This window comes from Kitasatospora sp. HPM-01-4 (genome assembly GCF_051374625.1).
Lineage (GTDB): Bacteria > Actinomycetota > Actinomycetes > Streptomycetales > Streptomycetaceae > Kitasatospora.
In genome coordinates this window covers 5,577,691-5,595,265 of the sequence record NZ_JBPQGP010000005.1, presented here as the reverse complement: position 1 = coordinate 5,595,265, position 17,575 = coordinate 5,577,691, and the positions used below count along the sequence as shown (strand labels likewise).

Below are 17,575 nucleotides of genomic sequence, written 5' to 3'. Positions count from 1 at the left end.
TCCGGGCGGGGCCGTTCCAGGGGCCGGACGGCGAGCCCTCGGAGGCGGAGAGGGGCCCTCTGAGCCACCGCCGGAGCAACACCGGCCCCGGCGCTATTCCGGCTGGGCGACGGTGGGGACGGCCTGCCCGAGGGCCGGGCGGGGCTTGGGGACCGGAGGGGCGGACACCAGCTCGACCTGGGCCGGCGCGGCGCCGGTGCGGTGGACCATCAGCCAGGCGGTGGCCTGGTCGGCGGGGAGCGCGGCGGACACCAGCCAGCCCTGGACGGCGTCCACTCCCAGGCCGTGCAGCCGCTCCCAGGTCTCGTCGTCCTCGACGCCCTCGGCGACCACGGTCAGCCCGAGCGAGTGCGCCAGCTCGACCGAGCAGCGGACCACGGCGGCGTCATGGTCGTCCGCGACCATCCGGGAGACGAAGGAGCGGTCGATCTTCAGCTCGCCGACCGGCAGGCTCCGCAGCCGCACCAGCGAGGAGTGCCCGGTGCCGAAGTCGTCCAGCGACATGCCGACGCCGTACCGCCGCAGCTCGGCGAGGGTGTCGGCGGCGAGCCGGGAGTCGTCCAGCAGCAGCCGCTCGGTGATCTCCAGCTGGAGGGCGTGCGCGGGGACCTGGTTCCGGTCGAGGTGGTCGGCGACCCGGCCGGCGAAGCCGGGGTTGAGCACGTCGCGCGGTGAGACGTTGACGGCGACCTGGACCTGGAGGCCCTGGGCCCGCCAGGCGGCGAGCTGGCCGACGGCCGCCTCCAGTACGTAGTCGGTGAGCCGGGGCATCAGGCCGCTGGACTCGGCGAGCCCGATGAACTCGTCCGGCGGCACCTTGCCCTGCCCGGGCCGCTCCCAGCGCACCAGGGCCTCCAGACCGACCACCCGGCCGTCGAAGGCCACCTTGGGCTGGTAGTGCAGCAGCACCTCGCCGGTCTCCAGGGCCCGCCGCAGGTCCCCGAGCAGGCCGATCCGGTACGGGGTGTCGATGTCGCGGGCCTCGTCGTACTGCTCGACGCCGCTGCGCCGGTGCTGGGCGTGGCCCATGGCGACGTCGGCGCGGCGCAGCAGGGCCTCCGCGTCCTGGGCGTGCTCGGGGTAGACGCAGACCCCGGCGCTGGCCTCCAGGACCAGCAGCAGGCCGTCGAGCCTGATCGGTGCGGCGAGCTCGGCGATCAGGGCCTTGGCCACCCGTTCCAGGGTCTCGGGGCGGCCGACCCCGGGCAGCAGGACCGCGAACTCGTCGCCGCCCAGCCGGGCGACCACCGGGCGGCAGCCGTTCTGCATGGTGGGCGGGAGGCTGGAGAAGGCGTCATCCGGGTCGTCCCGGCCGGGATGCCCCGGGTGGTGGTGGGGACCGGCGCGCAGCGCGCGGTGCAGCCGGCGACCGATGTGCACCAGTAAGCGATCGCCCGCGGTGTGCCCGAGAGCGTCGTTGAGCGATCGGAACCGGTCCAGATCGAGCAGAATCAGCCCGACGCTGTAGTCCTCCTCACCGTCGTGCTCGGCGATCGCCTCCTGGGCCGCCAGCAGCAGGGCATGGCGGTTCGGCAGATCGGTGAGCGGGTCGGTGAGCTGATCCCGGGCGCGGTCCCGCGCCATCCGCCAGGCGGCGACCAGCACGGCCAGCGGCACCGCGAAGAGCGGCAGCAGCTCGGGCTCGTACCGGTAGACCAGGACGGCCAGCGGTATGAGCGGCGCGGCGCCGGCCAGCAGCACGCCGAGTAGCAGGACCGCACCTGCCACCCCCTGCGGCGGGCGTGTGGGCGCACCGCCGGTCGTACGATCCATATGCCCTGTCCTCCGTCGGGCCCGCCCCGTCAGGCCGCCTTTCGGTGCGGCACCCGCTGGTGCCGGTGGGCGCCAGTTGACGGGGCGTCCCCTGCGGAACCGGCCTGGAAGTCCGATGCCGCCAACCCCTGCTGACACTCTGTTGCGCACCAGGGTATGCCGGTGTACGCCGTGAGGGCGGACTTTCGGACATCCCTGAGCGCGCCACCCGTCGATCGATGCCGCTCAGTGACAGAATGCCCTCTTTCCCGGGCAGGAACCCGGGTCTCACGACATCAGGACGGTAACGGAGGCCGGCTCCGCGACCGCTCCGGGCGGAGCGGGGTCACGCCTCCAGGCCGAGGTGGGCGCGGGCGGCCTCGGGGCCCTGGTCGAGCAGGACGGCGAAGCCGGCGTCGTCCAGCACCGGAAGGCCGAGCTGAACCGCCTTGTCGTACTTGGACCCTGGATTGTCACCGACTACAACGAAATCTGTCTTCTTCGAGACCGACCCGGTCACCTTCGCACCGCGCGAGGTCAGCGCCTCCTTGGCGCCGTCCCTGGTGTGCCCGGCCAGCGTGCCCGTCACCACCACGGTCAGGCCCTCCAGCGGACGCGGCCCGGTGGCCTCGGCCGCTTCCTCGGTGAAGCGGACCCCGGCGGCCCGCCACTTCTCCAGGATCTCCCGGTGCCACTCCTCCTCGTACCACTCCTTGATGGAGCGGGCGATGATCGGGCCGACCCCCTCGGTGGCCGCCAGCTGCTCCTCGCTCGCCGCGAAGATCGCGTCCAGGTCACGGAACTCACGGGCCAGCGCCTGGGCGGCGACCGGGCCGACATGGCGGATCGACAGGCCGTTGAGGTAGCGCCAGAGCGGGCGGTCCCTGGCCTTGTCGAGGTTCTCCAGCAGCAGGGTGGCGGTCTTCTTCGGCTCGCCCTTGAGATTGGCGAAGAAGGTGACCACCTTCTCCTTGCCCGTCCGGTCGTCCAGCTTGGGCAGGCCGGACTTCTGGTCGCGCACCTTCACCTTGATCGGGAGCAGCTGCTCCAGGGTGAGCCCGAAGATGTCGCCCTCGTTCCCGACCGGCGGCTCGGCGGGCTCCAGCGGCTGGGTGAGCGCGGTGGCCGCGACATAGCCCAGGCCCTCGACGTCCAGCGACTCGCGCCCGCCCAGGTAGGCGATCCGCTCGCGGATCTGGGCCGGGCAGGCCCGGGCGTTGGGGCAGCGCAGGTCGATGTCGCCCTCGGACATCGGGCGCAGCTCGGTGCCGCACTCGTGGCAGTGCGAGGGCATCACGAACTCTTCCTCGGTGCCGTCCCGCAGGTCCTCCACCGGGCCGAGGATCTCGGGGATCACGTCGCCGGCCTTGCGCAGCACGACGGTGTCGCCCAGCAGCACGCCCTTGGCCTTGACCACCTGCTGGTTGTGCAGCGTCGCGTACTGCACCATCGAGCCGGCGACCTTGACCGGCTCGGCCAGCACCGCGAACGGGGTGGCCCGGCCGGTGCGGCCGATCCCGACCTGGATGCTGGCCAGCCTGCCGGTGACCTCCTCCGGCGGGTACTTCCAGGCGATCGCCCAGCGCGGCGACTTGGAGGTGGCGCCGAGCCGGCCCTGCAGGGCGATCTCGTCCACCTTGACCACCACGCCGTCGATCTCGTGCTCGACCGAGTGGCGCTGCTCGCCGTAGTGCCTGATGAACGCCCGCACCTCGTCGAGGGTGCCGACCACCTTGTTGTGCCGGGCGGTGGGCAGGCCCCAGTCGTGCAGCAGCCGGTAGGCGTGCGACTGGCAGTCGATGTCGAAGCCGACCCGGGCACCGATGCCGTGCACCACCATGTGCAGCGGACGGGACGCGGTGACCAGCGGGTCCTTCTGGCGGAGCGAACCGGCGGCCGCGTTACGGGGGTTGGCGAACAGCTTGACCAGCGCCTGCGGTCGTCTGCCCTCCTTGGCGCGCTGCTCGTTCTCCGTCTTGCGGCGCTCGTTCTCGGCCGCGAGCGCGGCGTTGAGCTCCTCGAAGGCCTCGGTGGGCAGGTAGACCTCGCCGCGGATCTCCACCAGCTCGGGGATGTTGTCGCCCTTGAGCCGGTGCGGGATCTCCTTGATGGTGCGGACGTTGGCGGTGATGTCCTCGCCGACCCGGCCGGTGCCCCGGGTGGCGGCCTGGACCAGCCGGCCGTTCTCATAGGTGAGGTTGACCGCCAGGCCGTCCACCTTGAGCTCGCACAGGTAGTGGTACGTGAGGCCGTCGAGCTCCCGGGCGACCCGCTCGGCCCAGGCGGCCAGCTCCTCGTCGTCCATGGCGTTGTCCAGGCTGAGCAGCCGCTCGCGGTGCTCGACCTTGGCGAAGCCCTCGGCCGGAGCGCCGCCGACCTTCTGGGTGGGCGAGTCCGGGGTGACCAGGACCGGGTGCTCGGCCTCGATCGCCTCCAGCTCACGCATCAGCCGGTCGAACTCGGCGTCGCTGACCGTCGGTGCGTCCTGCTCGTAGTAGCGGACGCGGTGCTCCTCGATCTCGACTGCCAGCTCGGCGTGCCGCTTGCGCACCTCCACCGGCACGTCCTCCCAGCCCTCGACAGCCACCACGCCGCCTCCTTCGTCTCAACTGCCGTACTACTCCGGGTTGTCCACCAGGCTCTGCGCCGCCTTCACACTGAGTGACAGCGCCTTGCGCGCGTACTCGGGTGAAGCCCCCGCCAGCCCGCAGGCCGGTGTCACCAGCACCCGGCGGCCCAGCAGCTCCGGAGCCAGCCCGAGCCTGCGCCACAACCTCCTGACACCCTGGACACTACCGGCCGGGTCCGACAATCCCGGGCCGGTGGACGGCACCACACCGGCGAGGATCGCCGTGCCCGCCTCCACCGCCTCGCCCAGGTCCTCGTCCTCACGCTCCGTCAGCAACGAGAAGTCCAGTGACACCCCGGCCACCCCGGCCCGGCGCAGCAGCGCGAGCGGCACCAGCGGAGCGCAGCAGTGCACCACCACCGGGACGTCCAGGGCCCGGACCAGGTCGCGCAGCTGCTCCTCGGCCACCTGCCGGTCCACCGCGCGCAGCCGCTGGAAGCCGCTGGCGGTCTTCACCGCACCGGCCAGTACGGCGGGCAGCGAGGGCTCGTCGAGCTGCAGTACGGGCTGCGCGCCCGGTACCCGCCTGCGGACCTCGGCCAGATGCCGGCGCAGGCCCTCGGTCAGCGACTGTGCGATGTCCCGGCAGGCGCCCGGGTCGGAGAGCGCCTTCTCCCCGTGCCTCAGCTCCACCGACGCCGCCAGCGTCCACGGGCCGACCGCCTGCAGCTTCAGCGCGCCCCGGTAGCCCTGGGTGAACTCCTCCAGCGCGTCCAGGTCCTCGCCCAGCCAGGACTGCGCCCGCCGGGTGTCCCGGCCCGGCCGGTCGGCGAACCGCCAGCCGCTCGGCTCCAGCTGTGCGGACAGCTCGACCAGCAGGCCCGCGCCGCGGCCGATCATGTCGGCGCCGGGCCCGCGCGCGGGCAGCTCCGGCAGGTACGGCAGCTGCTCCAGCGCGCCGACCGCGGTCTTCGCGGCCTCACGGGCGTCGGTGCCTGGCATCGACCCGACGCCCGTCGCGGCGCCGATCAGCTCGGGGAAGGGAAAGTCGCTACTCACGGGGTCGAGCGTAGGCCCTGTGGGGGTGGTCGGGTGATCCCGCTCGGGGTGCTCCCGCCGCAGGGCCGTTGGACGGTGGCCGGCTCAGCGGCCGGGGCGGACCGTGATGTCGGTGATCTCGGCGTCGCGGGGCAGGTCGACGGCGGTCAGGACGGCGGTGGCCACCGACTCGGGGTCGATCCAGCGGGACGGGTCGTACTCCCTGCCCTCCTGCTGGTGCACGGCGACCTGCATCGCGGTCGCCGTCCGTCCCGGGTACACCGAGGTGACCCGGACGCCGTGGCCGTGCTCCTCCTGCCGCAGCGAGTCGGCGAGCGCCCGCAGCCCGTGCTTGCTGGCCGCGTACGCCCCCCAGACGGCGTGCGCGTTCAGTCCGGCACCGGAGTTGACGAACACCACGTGGCCCTTGGCGAGCCGCAGCGAGGGCAGCAGCAGCCGGGTCAGCTCGGCCGGGGCGACCAGGTTGACGTTCAGCTGCTCCTGCCAGGCCTTGACCGGCAGTTCGCCGACCTCGCCGAGCCGGACCACACCGGCGATGTGCAGCAGCGAGTCCAGCTCGACGGGGAGTTCCTGGTGGCCGAAGGCCCAGGACAGCTTGCCCGGTTCGCCCAGGTCGCCGACCAGGGTACGGGCGCCGGGGAAGCGCTCGCGCAGCTCGGCGGCGCGGCGGGCGTCGCGGGCCAGCAGCCAGAGCTGCTCGCCGCGTTCGGCGAGCCTGGCGGCGACGGAGGCGCCGATGCCGGACCCGGCGCCGGTGATCAGGTGTGCACCCATGACAGGGCTCCTTGCTGGTGTGGGGGGTGGGCTCGGACCGACCGGCCTCAGGCTTCGAGGTGCGCCAGGGCCCCGGCCGGGTCGGCGGCGAAGTGGATCAGCTCGGCGAGCGGGCGGGGCAGGAAGCCTTCGGCGTCCATCCGCTCCAGCTGGACGCGCAGGCCCTGGTAGAAGCCCTCGGTGTCGAGCACCACGACCGGCTTGTCGTGCAGGGCGTGCTTCTTCAGCTCCAGCACCTCGGTGACCTCGTCCAGCGTGCCGAGGCCGCCGACCAGCACCACCACCGCGTCCGCCCGCTCCAGCAGCAGGGCCTTGCGCTCGGCGAGATCGCGCGTCATCACCATCTCGTCGGCGCCCTCGTACGCCTTGTGCGCGAGCAGTTCGACCGAGATCCCGACCAGCCGGCCGCCGGCCTCCTTGACGCCGTCGGCGAGCAGCCCCATCAGTCCGGTGTGCGAGCCGCCCCAGACCAGGGTGTGACCGCGTTCGCCGAGCAGGCGGGCGAACTCGGCGGCCGGGGCGGTGTAGCGCTCGTCGAGGGAGTACGCGGAACAGAAGACAGTGATGTTCATAGTGGTCACCAGGTCTACCACCTCGCCCTCCCGCCCCGCACGGGGGTCCGCCCCCGCGCCCGGCGGGGCGCGTCAGGCGTCGACCGGGCGCCGCTCGGTGGTGGCGATGGTGGCCGAGCCGACCACCCGGGTGCCGTCGTAGAGCACCACGGCCTGGCCGGGCGCGATGCCCCGGGCCGGGGTGGCGAGGCGGACGTTCAGCCCGCCGTCGGTCATCTCGGCGGTCACCGGGACCTCCTCGCCGTGGGCGCGCAGCTGCGCGGTGTACTCGCCCGCGCCCACCGGCTCGGCCCCGCACCAGCGCGGCTTGACGGCGGTCAGCGCGAGCACGTCCAGACCCTCGGCCGGGCCGACCGTGACGGTGTTGTTCACCGGCGAGATGTCCAGCACGTAGCGGGGCTTGCCGTCGGCGGCCGGACGGCCGATCCGCAGGCCCTTGCGCTGGCCGATGGTGAACCCGTACGCACCGTCGTGCTCACCGAGCTTGGTGCCGTCGGTGTCCACGATGTCGCCCTTGGCGGTGCCGAGGTGGCGGGCCAGGAAGCCCTGGGTGTCGCCGTCCGTGATGAAGCAGATGTCATGGCTGTCCGGCTTCTTGGCGACCGCCAGACCGCGGCGCTCCGCCTCCTCGCGGATCACGTCCTTGGTGGTGTCGCCGAGCGGGAACAGCGAGTGGGCGAGCTGGTCGGCGGTGAGCACGCCGAGGACGTACGACTGGTCCTTGGCCATGTCCACCGCGCGGTGCAACTCCCGCTCGCCGGACGGGAGATCGACGATCCTGGCGTAGTGGCCGGTGCAGACCGCGTCGAAGCCCAGCGCGATCGCCTTGTCCAGCAGCGCGGCGAACTTGATCTTCTCGTTGCAGCGCAGGCAGGGGTTCGGGGTGCGGCCGGCCGCGTACTCGGCGACGAAGTCGTCGATCACGTCCTCGCGGAAGCGCTCGGCGAGGTCCCAGACGTAGAACGGGATGCCGATCACATCGGCCGCCCGGCGGGCGTCACGGGAGTCCTCGATGGTGCAGCAGCCGCGGGCGCCGGTCCGGAACGACTGCGGGTTCGACGAGAGCGCCAGGTGCACCCCGGTCACCTCGTGCCCCGCCTCGGCGGCTCGGGCGGCGGCGACGGCGGAGTCCACCCCGCCCGACATCGCGGCCAGCACACGCAGTCGACGGCCGTCATTGGGACCAGTGGGGGCGCCAGGGAACTCAGTCATGATGACCCCAAGCGTACGTGCTCGCGCGCCCTCGGGGGGCGCGGGAGGGCAGTCTCAGAGACGCGGGAGGACAGCCTCAGAGACGCGGGAGGCACGGGAGGGCAGCATCAGGGGCGCGGGGAACTGCGCGAGGCGGGAGGCACCGACCCGCACTCACCCTCCGGCGGAAAGATGCACCGCCCCACCGGGGGCTTCGGAGTGCACCGCCCCACCGAGGGCTTCGGGGTGCACCGCCCCACCGGGGGCTTCGGAGTGCAACTGGCCGACCAGGCCCGGCTGCTTACGGTCATCTTCCGCAGCGCGCAGTTCCCCGCGCCCCTGTTGTGCAACCCGACTGCCCCAAAGGGTCGTTCCGGAGCTGCCCCGGAAGTTTCCCGGTGCGGGTTACGACGGGTCCGGCCGCAGGCCGGTTCAGCGGGCCGCGGCCGCCAGCCCGACGCTGCGGGAGCGGCGGACCACCGGCTCGATCGCGTCGACCAGCGCCGCGACGTCCTCGCGGGTCGAGGTGTGGCCGAGCGAGAAGCGCAGGGAGGCCCTGGCCAGGCGCGGTTCGGCCCCCATCGCGAGCAGCACGTGGCTGGGCTGCGGCACCCCGGCCGAGCACGCGGAGCCGGTGGAGCACTCGATGCCCTGGGCGTCCAGCAGCATCAGCAGCGCGTCCCCCTCGCAGCCGGGGAAGGAGAAGTGCGCGTTGGCGGCCAGCCGCCCCTGAGCGCTCGGGTCTCCGTTGAGCACCGCGTCGGGCACCTCCGCGAGCACGCCCGCGATCAGTTCGTCCCGCAGGCCCGCGACGAACTCCGCGTGCTCGGCCCGCCGTTCGACCGCGATGGCCGTGGCGGCGGCGAAGCCGGCGGCGGCGGGAACGTCCAGCGTGCCGGAGCGGACGTCGCGCTCCTGGCCGCCGCCGTGCAGCAGCGGCACCGGAGCCGCGCTGCGGGACAGCAGCAGCGCACCGACCCCGTACGGGCCGCCGATCTTGTGCCCGGTGACGGTCAGCGCGTCCAGTCCGGACTCGGCGAAGGAGACCGGGACCTGGCCCAGCGCCTGCACCGCGTCGGCGTGCATCGGGATGCCGAACTCGCGGGCGACGGCCGTCAGTTCGGTGATCGGCTGGATGGTGCCGACCTCGTTGTTGGCCCACATCACGGTGATCAGCGCCACCGAGGCCGGATCGCGCTCGATCGCCTCGCGCAGCGCCTCGGGGTGGACCCGGCCGTAGGAGTCCACCGGGAGGTACTCGACCTGCGCGCCCTCGTGCTCGGAGAGCCAGTGCACCGCGTCCAGCACCGCGTGGTGCTCGACCGGGCTGCACAGCACCCGGCACCGCGCCGGATCGGCGTCCCGCCGGGCCCAGTACAGGCCCTTGACCGCGAGGTTGTCCGATTCGGTACCGCCGCCGGTGAGGACGATCTCGCTGGGCCGCGCGCCCAGCGACAGCGCCAGCGACTCCCGGGACTCCTCCACCACGCGCCTGGCCCGGCGGCCGGCGGCGTGCAGCGAGGAGGCGTTGCCGACGACCCCGAGGTGCGCGCTCATCGCGGCGATCGCCTCGGGCAGCATCGGAGTGGTGGCTGCGTGGTCGAGATATGGCATAGCGGATCCAGTGTAGGGGCAACCCCGGGGCCCGATCCCGGCGTCCCCGTCTCGGTCACGTTCTGGCCATTGCACGCCCACAGACACGCGGTTAGCCTCCTGCCCACTGCTGGGCACAGAGGGGTGGACGGTATGTCGCAGACGGTGGACCGGGCGCTGACGATCCTCGCCTCGCTCGGCGAGGGGCCCGCCACGCTGGAGCAGGCGGCGACCCGGATCGGAGTCCACAAGTCGACGGCGCTGCGGCTGCTGCGCACCCTGCAGGAACACGGCCTGGTCCACCGCCAGGCGGACCACCGCTACCGGCTCGGCGGCCGGATGTTCGCGCTGGCCAGGCAGGCGCTGGAGGGCATCGACGTCCGCCAGGTCGCGGCTCCGTACCTGGCCGCGCTCAACGGGCGGTACGGGTGCACCGTGCAGCTGGCGGTACTGGAGGAGGGCGAGGTGCTCTATCTGGACCGGGTGGAGAGCCGCCGGCCGGGGCGCCCCTGCTCCTCGCCCGACCCGGACGGGCGGATCGGCCACCGGGCCCCCGCGGTGTCGACGGCGGTCGGCAAGGTGCTCCTGGCCGACCTGCCGGAGGATCAGCTGGCGGTCTTTCTGGAGCCGCTGGACCAGCCCGGCCGCACCCGGCCCGGCTGCCGCGCCGCCGAGGAGTTCCGCAGCGAACTGGCCTCGGTCCGGCTCCGGGGCTGGGCGGTGGACCAGGCGGGGCACCAGGAGACGGTCAACTGCCTGGCCGCTCCGATCGTCGGCACCGACGGCAGGGCCATCGCGGCCTGCTCCGTCTCCGCGCCGGCCCGGCTCGCCCCGCTCGGCGAACTGAGCCGGTTACTGCCCGAACTGCTCTGCACGGCCGAGGCGATCTCACTGGCGTACGGCGGCTCGCCTACTCCTCGCTGGTGCGAGAACCGTTGCGGTGCCAGGCACGCGGTGCGCGCCAGCCGTACTTGAGCGCGAGCATCCGCAGGCCGAAGGCGGCCAGCGCGGCGGCCGAGGCGGTGACGGTGCTCAGGTGCCCGATCGAGATCAGTATCGCCACCAGGGCGGCGCCGACCAGCGCGGGCACGGCGTAGATCTCGCGGTCCCAGCGCAGCAGCGAGGGCATCTCGTGGGCCAGCACGTCCCGGATCACCCCGCCCCCGGCGGCGGTGAGCATGCCCAGGGCCACCGCGGCGACCGAGCCGAGTCCGTAGTCGTGCGCCTTCGCGGTGCCGGTGACGCAGAACAGGCCGAGGCCGAGCGCGTCCAGGGTCTGCACGCTGCGGTTGATCCGCTCCACCTGGGGGTGCAGGAAGAACACCACCACCCCGGCCACCAGCGGGGTCACGAAGTATCCGAGGTTGGTGAACGCCACCACCGGTGTGGCCCCGATCACCAGGTCGCGCATGACCCCGCCGCCGAGTGCGGTCGCCTCGGCGAGCACACAGATACCGAAGATGTCCATGTTCTTGCGAACGGCCAGCAGGCCGCCGGACAGGGCGAAGACGAATATGCCGATGAGGTCCAGCGCCTGCTGGACATGGGGCGGGAAGAGCTGCGAGGTCACCGTCAATTCTTACCTGGACCGCGACCCTTTCCGGGACCCGCCCGCCCCGGGGCGGGGCTCAGGCCTTCGTGAGGGGTGGGGAACCGCGGGGGCGGTGCGGCTCCCCACCCTCCGGGAGCCCTACTCGGGCGGGTTCTCCGGGAAGTGGCACGCCACCTGGTGCCCCTCCTTCGCCACCGCCAGCGGGGGCTCCTCGCTCGCGCAGATGTCCTGGGCCTTCCAGCAGCGGGTGCGGAAGCGGCAGCCGCTGGGCGGGTTGATCGGCGAGGGGACGTCGCCGGTGAGCAGGATGCGCTCGCGGCGCTCCTTGCGGCGGGGGTCGGGCACCGGGACGGCGGACATCAGGGCGTTGGTGTACGGGTGCATCGGGGCCCGGTAGAGCGAGTCCCGGTCGGCGATCTCGACGATCTTGCCCAGGTACATCACCGCGACCCGGTCCGAGACGTGCCGGACCACCGACAGGTCGTGCGCGATGATCAGGTAGGTCAGGCCGAGCTCCTGCTGCAGGTCGTCCAGCAGGTTGACCACCTGGGCCTGGATGGAGACGTCCAGCGCCGAGACCGGCTCGTCCGCGACGATCATCTTGGGCTTGAGGGCGAGCGCGCGGGCGATGCCGATGCGCTGGCGCTGGCCGCCGGAGAACTCGTGCGGGTAGCGGTTGTAGTGCTCGGGGCTGAGACCGCAGAGCTCCAGCAGCTCCTGGACGGCCCGCTTGGTCCCGTGCTCGGTCTCCACCTTCTGCAGCCGGAACGGTGCGCCGACGATGGTGCCGACGGTGTGCCGGGGGTTCAGCGAGGAGTACGGGTCCTGGAAGATCATCTGGATGTCGCGGCGCATCGGGCGCATCGCCGCCACCTTGAGGTGGGTGATGTCCTTGCCGTCGAACTCGATGGCCCCGCCGGTCGGTTCGGCGAGGCGGGTGACCAGCCGGCCCATGGTGGACTTGCCGCAGCCGGACTCGCCGACCACGCCGAGGGTCTCCCCGGCGTTCACGGTGAAGTCGATCCCGTCCACGGCCCGCACGGCACCGGTCTGGCGCCGCAACAGGCCCTTGGTGATCGGGAAGTGCTTGGTCAGCCCGGTCACCTTGAGCAGCGGCCGGCGATCGGAGGCCGGTGCGGGCGCGGTGGTCGCCGCGCTCTGACTGTCCGTCATGGGTGCTTCTCCTGAGGGGTGGTGCGGACTCACAGCCGGGGCGCGATCTCTTCGGTGAAGATCCGGTGCCGTTCGTCGGCGGACAGGTGGCAGGCGGCGAAGTGTCCGGACGCGGCCTCGGTCAGCTGCGGGAGTTCGCTCTTCGACCTGCCGCCGGTCAGCTCCGCGTACGGGCAGCGCGGGTGGAAGGCGCAGCCGGACGGCACGTTGATCAGGCTGGGCGGGGTGCCCTTGACCGGGACCAGCCGGTCCTGCAGTTCGCGGTCGAGCCGGGGCATCGAGCCCAGCAGGCCCCAGGTGTAGGGGTGTTCGGGCGACTCGAAGAGGGTGGCGGCCGGGCCCCGCTCGACCGACTTGCCGCCGTACATCACCAGGATGTCGTCGGCCAGCTCCGCGACCACGCCGAGGTCGTGGGTGATGATGATGACGGCGGAGCCGAACTCGTTCTGCAGGTCCCGGATCAGGTCCAGGATCTGTGCCTGCACGGTGACGTCCAGGGCGGTGGTCGGCTCGTCGGCGATCAGCAGCGAGGGGTCGTTGACCAGGGCCATGGCGATCATCGCGCGCTGGCGCATACCGCCGGAGAACTCGTGCGGGTAGGCGTCGACCCGCTTGTCCGGCTGGGGGATTCCCACCCGGTCCAGCATCTCGACGGCGCGCTTGCGGGCGTCCTTCTTGCTGACGCCGGGGTGGTGCGCCCGGTAGCCCTCGATGATCTGGGCGCCGACCGTGTAGTACGGGTGCATCGCGGTCAGCGGGTCCTGGAAGACCATGGCCATCTTCTGGCCGCGCAGCTGGCGGACCCGGTCGGGGCCGGCGCCGACCAGCTCCTCGCCGTCCAGCCAGACTTCGCCGCTGATCTGAGGGGCGCCGCGCTTGGTCCCGGTGCGGTGCAGGCCCATGATCGAGAGCGAGGTGACGGACTTCCCGGAGCCGGACTCACCGACGATGCCGAGCGTCTTCCCCTTGGCCAGGTCGAAGCTCAGGCCGTCGACGGACTTCACCAGGCCGTCGTCGGTGGGGAAGTGCACCCGCAGGTCGCGCACGGAGAGGAAGGGCTGCTCCCTGGGGGTCTGCTCCGGGGCGGGCGCGGGGGTCTTCTCGGTCTTGCTCATGCCAGCCTCACCCGGGGATCGACAACGGCGTACAGAACGTCAACCAGCAGGTTGGCCAGGATGATGAAGAAGCCGGCGAAGAGCGTCACACCCATGATCACCGGAAGGTCGCTGGCGCTGATCGCCGCGACCGCCTCGTAGCCCAGACCACGGAAGTTGAAGGTGGACTCGGTGAGCACCGCGCCGCCGATCAGGGCGCCGAGGTCCATGCCGAAGATGGTGAGGATCGGGGTGAGGGTGGAGCGCAGGGCGTGCTTGCCGATCACCGTCCGCTCGCTCAGGCCCTTGGCCCTGGCGGTGCGGATGTAGTCCTCGCCGAGCACTTCGAGGAGGGTGGCCCGGGTGAGTCGGGCGTAGGTCGCCGCGTACAGGAAGGCGAGGGTGATCCAGGGCAGGACCAGGTTCTGGAACCAGGCGACCGGGTCGTCGCTGAGGTTGACGTAGTCGTGCGGGAACCAGCCGAGCTGGTACACGAAGATCGCACTGGCCAGCATGCCGGTGAAGTAGATCGGCAGCGAGACGCCGGCGAGCGCGGTGGTCATGGTGATGCGGTCCAGCGCGGTGCGGCGGCGCAGGGCGGAGATCACACCCGTGGCGGTGCCGAAGACCAGCCAGATGACGGAGGCGCCGGCGGCGAGCGAGGCGGTGACGCCCAGCCGGTCGAGCAGCAGCGGCCAGACCGCCTGCTCGGTCTTGAACGAGTACCCGAAGCACGGAGCGGCGCAGTGGGTGACGTCGACGCCGGTGCTGTAGTCGCGGCCGACGAACAGGCCCTTCAGGAACAGGAAGTACTGCTCGGGGATCGACTTGTCGAGGCCCATCTTGTGGCGGATGCCTTCGACCGCGGCCTTGTCGGCGATCTTGCCGACGTACAGCAGCGCGGGGTCACTGCCGGTGAGCTTGGGCACCATGAAGAAGATGCCGAAGGTGACCGCAGAGACCACCAGCAGCATGACGACGACGTTGACCAGCCGTCGGATGAAATACACGAGCACTGCGGTCGGCGCCGCCGGAGCCGGCCGGCCGACCCCGGTAGGGGTGCCGGCCGGCCCGGACGGAGCCTTCACCTGCCCTTCGGACTAGCGGAGCGAACTAGGGACGCGGGCGGTGCGGATCACTTGCCGTCGGAGACGCCGAGGGCCTGGAAGTCCACTTCCTGCAGGGCGTTGTTGAAGTAGACGTTGGTCAGGCGCGGGTTGCGGTAGTTCAGCGCCTTGTCGTCCACGATCGGCAGCCAGGTCGCGTTGTCCGTGATCTTGTGGTTGATCTGCTTGTAGATCTCCGCGGCCTTGGCCGGGTCCTGCTCGGCCGCTGCCTGGTCGAACCAGGCGTTGATCTGCGGGTCGTCGGTCTCGGGGTAGTTGGCGTTGCCCGTCTTGGTGATGAACCGGCCGTCGGCCTGCGGCTGCAGGAAGCCCGCGCCGTTCGGGAAGTCGGCGCCCCAGCCCATCACGATCAGGCCGTAGCCCTTCTGGTGGACCACGTCGGGCGCGCCGATCACGGACTGGTACAGCTTGCCGTCGTACTGGTCCACGTTGACCGTGACGTTGATGGCCTTCAGCGCGGTCTGCAGGGCGACGGCGCTGTTGACCTCCTTGTCCTTGTTGCCACGGACCGCGATGGTGGTGCTGAAGCCGTCCGGCTTGCCGCAGAGCTTCAGCTCCTCCTTGGCCTTGTCGAGCTGCGGCTTGCCCTTGGTCAGGCCGTACGGGTCGTAGTTGTCGTAGCCGGCGATGTTGGGCGGCAGCATGTTGCCGGTGATCGCACCGGCGTAGGAACCGCCGCGGGCGGTCTGCAGCGCGGTGGTGTCGGCGGCGTACATCACGGCCTTGCGGCAGTGCTCGTTGTCGAAGGGGGCGACCTTCGGGACGATCGAGATGAAGCGGATGAAGCCGGTGAACGGGTCGTCCGTGTTGGCCTTCAGCTTCGGGTCCGCGAGGACCTTGGCCTGGGCGGCCTGGGAGAGGCCGGTCTGGGAGTAGTCGATGTCCGCGGTGCCGTTGAGCAGACGCGAGTCCATGTCGTCCGAGTTGGTGGTGACGGTCAGCTTGACCACGTCCGGCAGCGCCTTGCGGAACGGGTCGCTGGCCGGGTCCCAGTTCTCGTTGCGGACCAGCTCGATGCCCTTGCCGGGCTCGATCGACTTGAACTTGTACGGGCCCGAGGAGATCGGGTGGTCACCGTACTTGGCACCGGTGTCCAGCTTCTGCGGCACGGGCGCGGCGGGGCCCATCGCGAGCATGTACGGGAACGAGGAGTCCGGCTTGGCCAGGTGGAAGATGATGGTGGTGTCGTCCGGGGTCTCGACCGACTTCAGACCCAGCTTGTTGGGGTCGGTGTCGCTGTAGGGGCCCTTGTAGTTCTGGCCCTGGTCCAGCTCGTTGATCAGGTAGGTCGGGCCGCCGGCGATCACGTCGGTGGCGAACGGCCGCTCGATGCCGTACTTGACGTCCTTCGAGGTGATCGGGGAGCCGTCCTCGAACTTCAGGCCGCTCTTCATCTTGAAGGTGTAGGTCTTGCCGTCCTCGGAGACCTGGGGCTGCGCGGTGGCCAGGTCCGGCACCAGCTTCAGACCGTCCTTGCCCGGCTTGGCGTCATAGGACAGCAGGGTCCGGGTGTAGAAGCGCTCCATGTTCCAGACCGAGGCGTAGTAGGCGCGGGCCGGATCCCAGGAGTCGGCGTCGGTGCTGGTCCAGAGGTTGAGGGTGCCGCCCTTCTTGTCGGACGGGTTGACCACCTTGTCCACGGCGGCGTTGAAGCCGGCGCCGGAGGCACCGGAGGTGTCCGAGGTGCCACCGCCCTTCGTGCCGCCGCAGGCTGAGGTGGTGAGGGCCAGCGTGGCCACCAGGGCGGCGGCGGCGAGCGTCCGGTTTCGCTTCATCAGTACGGATCCTCCGAGGATGCGCGGGCCTGAGCGGTCCGCCGGGGGCTGTTGGGCACCCGAGTCGGGTGGCGGCCGGAAATGGGCGGCCGGCCTGGGGAGTTGGGTGGTGCAGCGGGCTCAGTTGCCCTTGGGGTCGAGCGCGTCGCGCAGCCCGTCACCGAAGAGGTTGAAGGCGAGCACGGTGATGAAGATCGCCAGGCCAGGGATCACCATGTAGGTGGGATCGACCTGGTAGATCTTGGTGGCGTCGGAGAGCATCTGGCCCCAGGAGGGCGTCGGCGGCTTGACGCCGGCGCCGAGGAAGCTGAGTGCCGCCTCGCTCAGGATGTTGGTGGGGATGATCAGGGTCGCGTAGACCAGGACCGGTGCCACCAGGTTCGGGAGCAGCTCGCGCAGCAGGATGTGGCCACTGCCGGCACCGAGGCTGCGAGCCGCGTCCACGAATTCGCGCTCGCGCATCGACATGGCCTGGCCTCGGACGATACGTCCGATGTAGGGCCAGCCGAAGAAGCCGATCACCAGGACGAGGACCGCCATCCGGACGCCGGTTCCGCTCAGTCCGAGCAGCTTGTCGGGCATCACGGAGACCAGCGCGATACTGAAGAGCAGTTGGGGGAAGGCCAGCAGGACGTCCATCACCCGGCTGATGATCGCGTCCACCCAGCCGCCGAAGTAGCCGGAGGCGACGCCCATCAGCACACCGATCACCACCGAGACGGCGGCGGAGAGGAAGGCCACGGTGAGCGAGATCTGGGCGCCGTGGACGATGCGGCTGAAGACGTCGCGGCCGAAGACCGGGTCCACGCCGAGCAGGTAGTCGCCGCTGATCCCGCCGAAGGGGTGGTTGGGAAGGCCGGTGTCCGCGTTGATCTGGTCCGGGTGCGGCTCGTCCGCCGGATGACCGAGCAGCGAGGTCAGTACCGGCGCGAAGACCGCCGCCAGGATCAGCAGGATCACCACGATGCCGCCGGCCATGGCTATCTTGTCGCGTTTCAACCGGCTCCAGGCGATCCGGCCCGGTGAGCGGCCCTCGATCCGCTTGGACGGGGCCTCGGCGGGTGCGGCCTCAGGGGCGGACCCGGTGGTCTCGGTGGGTGTGCTCATGTGTCAGTTCGTTCCCCTCGCCGACGGTGGCCGGCCCACGGTCCTGGCCGTCCCCGGAGTGACCGGACCCGGTCGGGGCCCGGGCCGAGAACGGTCCGGTTGTCGCGACATGTGCGGTGTGGTGCGGTGCGTCGGTGCGGTGGTGCCCGGTGCGGCAGTGAAGAAATCGGTTGTTCGCCAGCGCACTTGACACCGCGCCAGTCTTCGGGCGCGCGGTGGCGGTGCGAACGGTGCGAA

General features: G+C 71.4%; 13 protein-coding genes and 1 pseudogene. 1 reads left to right on the top strand and 13 read right to left on the bottom strand.

Annotation, left to right across the window (positions count from 1 at the left end):
- Positions 1-93 precede the first annotated feature (93 nt).
- The 7 genes and pseudogenes from ACSMTC_RS24350 to ACSMTC_RS24320 form a co-directional block, all read right to left on the bottom strand.
- Positions 94-1,710, bottom strand: a pseudogene (locus tag ACSMTC_RS24350) (putative bifunctional diguanylate cyclase/phosphodiesterase); the annotation flags it as partial.
- A gap of 388 nt (positions 1,711-2,098) precedes the next feature.
- Entirely contained in the window at positions 2,099-4,339 is a 2,241-nt protein-coding gene (ligA, locus tag ACSMTC_RS24345; RefSeq protein WP_436564796.1) for an NAD-dependent DNA ligase LigA, read from the bottom strand.
- A gap of 30 nt (positions 4,340-4,369) precedes the next feature.
- A complete protein-coding gene (locus tag ACSMTC_RS24340) occupies positions 4,370-5,380 on the bottom strand; it encodes a methionine synthase (protein WP_436561845.1) in 1,011 nt (336 codons plus the stop codon).
- Positions 5,381-5,464: 84 nt separating this feature from the next.
- Complete coding sequence (locus tag ACSMTC_RS24335; protein WP_436561844.1) at positions 5,465-6,154, bottom strand: SDR family oxidoreductase; 690 nt, start codon at positions 6,152-6,154, stop codon at positions 5,465-5,467.
- Between the two features lie 47 nt (positions 6,155-6,201).
- On the bottom strand, positions 6,202-6,726 hold the full coding sequence (locus ACSMTC_RS24330) for an LOG family protein (protein WP_436561843.1): 525 nt from the start codon (positions 6,724-6,726) through the stop codon (positions 6,202-6,204).
- A 72-nt stretch (positions 6,727-6,798) separates the two neighbouring features.
- A complete protein-coding gene (mnmA, locus tag ACSMTC_RS24325) occupies positions 6,799-7,938 on the bottom strand; it encodes a tRNA 2-thiouridine(34) synthase MnmA (RefSeq protein ID WP_436561842.1) in 1,140 nt (379 codons plus the stop codon).
- Between the two features lie 411 nt (positions 7,939-8,349).
- The gene (locus tag ACSMTC_RS24320) at positions 8,350-9,531 is read right to left on the bottom strand and encodes a cysteine desulfurase family protein (protein ID WP_436561841.1); all 1,182 of its coding nucleotides are present in this window, start codon (positions 9,529-9,531) and stop codon (positions 8,350-8,352) included.
- Between the two features lie 132 nt (positions 9,532-9,663).
- On the opposite strand from ACSMTC_RS24320, the gene ACSMTC_RS24315 reads away from it, so the two are divergent.
- Complete coding sequence (locus tag ACSMTC_RS24315) at positions 9,664-10,485, top strand: IclR family transcriptional regulator (protein WP_436561840.1); 822 nt, start codon at positions 9,664-9,666, stop codon at positions 10,483-10,485.
- Here ACSMTC_RS24315 and ACSMTC_RS24310 read toward each other — a convergent pair.
- From ACSMTC_RS24310 to ACSMTC_RS24285, 6 genes are all read right to left on the bottom strand, one after another.
- The gene (locus tag ACSMTC_RS24310) at positions 10,421-11,080 is read right to left on the bottom strand and encodes a trimeric intracellular cation channel family protein (protein WP_436561839.1); all 660 of its coding nucleotides are present in this window, start codon (positions 11,078-11,080) and stop codon (positions 10,421-10,423) included. The two genes, ACSMTC_RS24315 and ACSMTC_RS24310, sit on opposite strands and share 65 nt — an antisense overlap.
- A gap of 120 nt (positions 11,081-11,200) precedes the next feature.
- Positions 11,201-12,235 (bottom strand): ABC transporter ATP-binding protein, encoded by a 1,035-nt coding sequence (locus ACSMTC_RS24305; protein ID WP_436561838.1) that lies wholly within the window; start codon positions 12,233-12,235, stop codon positions 11,201-11,203.
- A gap of 29 nt (positions 12,236-12,264) precedes the next feature.
- Positions 12,265-13,350: an ABC transporter ATP-binding protein gene (locus ACSMTC_RS24300; RefSeq protein WP_436561837.1), complete on the bottom strand. Its 1,086-nt coding sequence runs from the start codon at positions 13,348-13,350 to the stop codon at positions 12,265-12,267.
- The gene (locus ACSMTC_RS24295) at positions 13,347-14,345 is read right to left on the bottom strand and encodes an ABC transporter permease (RefSeq protein WP_436561836.1); all 999 of its coding nucleotides are present in this window, start codon (positions 14,343-14,345) and stop codon (positions 13,347-13,349) included. Before ACSMTC_RS24295 ends, ACSMTC_RS24300 begins: the two co-directional genes overlap by 4 nt.
- A 119-nt stretch (positions 14,346-14,464) precedes the next feature.
- Positions 14,465-16,231 carry an ABC transporter substrate-binding protein gene (locus ACSMTC_RS24290; protein WP_436561835.1) on the bottom strand — a complete coding sequence of 589 codons (1,767 nt, stop codon included), beginning with the start codon at positions 16,229-16,231 and terminating at the stop codon, positions 14,465-14,467.
- Positions 16,232-16,351: 120 nt separating this feature from the next.
- The gene (locus ACSMTC_RS24285) at positions 16,352-17,338 is read right to left on the bottom strand and encodes an ABC transporter permease (RefSeq protein WP_436561834.1); all 987 of its coding nucleotides are present in this window, start codon (positions 17,336-17,338) and stop codon (positions 16,352-16,354) included.
- Between the last annotated feature and the right edge of the window lie 237 nt (positions 17,339-17,575).

Coding starts and splice junctions, on each gene's coding strand:
- mnmA (WP_436561842.1), bottom strand. CDS start 7,938: ATGACTGAGTTCCCTGGCGCCCCCACTGGTCCCAATGACGGCCGTCGA.
- ACSMTC_RS24285 (WP_436561834.1), bottom strand. CDS start 17,338: ATGAGCACACCCACCGAGACCACCGGGTCCGCCCCTGAGGCCGCACCC.
- ACSMTC_RS24300 (WP_436561837.1), bottom strand. CDS start 13,350: ATGAGCAAGACCGAGAAGACCCCCGCGCCCGCCCCGGAGCAGACCCCC.
- ACSMTC_RS24330 (WP_436561843.1), bottom strand. CDS start 6,726: ATGAACATCACTGTCTTCTGTTCCGCGTACTCCCTCGACGAGCGCTAC.
- ACSMTC_RS24290 (WP_436561835.1), bottom strand. CDS start 16,231: ATGAAGCGAAACCGGACGCTCGCCGCCGCCGCCCTGGTGGCCACGCTG.
- ACSMTC_RS24315 (WP_436561840.1), top strand. CDS start 9,664: ATGTCGCAGACGGTGGACCGGGCGCTGACGATCCTCGCCTCGCTCGGC.
- ACSMTC_RS24305 (WP_436561838.1), bottom strand. CDS start 12,235: ATGACGGACAGTCAGAGCGCGGCGACCACCGCGCCCGCACCGGCCTCC.
- ACSMTC_RS24320 (WP_436561841.1), bottom strand. CDS start 9,531: ATGCCATATCTCGACCACGCAGCCACCACTCCGATGCTGCCCGAGGCG.
- ACSMTC_RS24335 (WP_436561844.1), bottom strand. CDS start 6,154: ATGGGTGCACACCTGATCACCGGCGCCGGGTCCGGCATCGGCGCCTCC.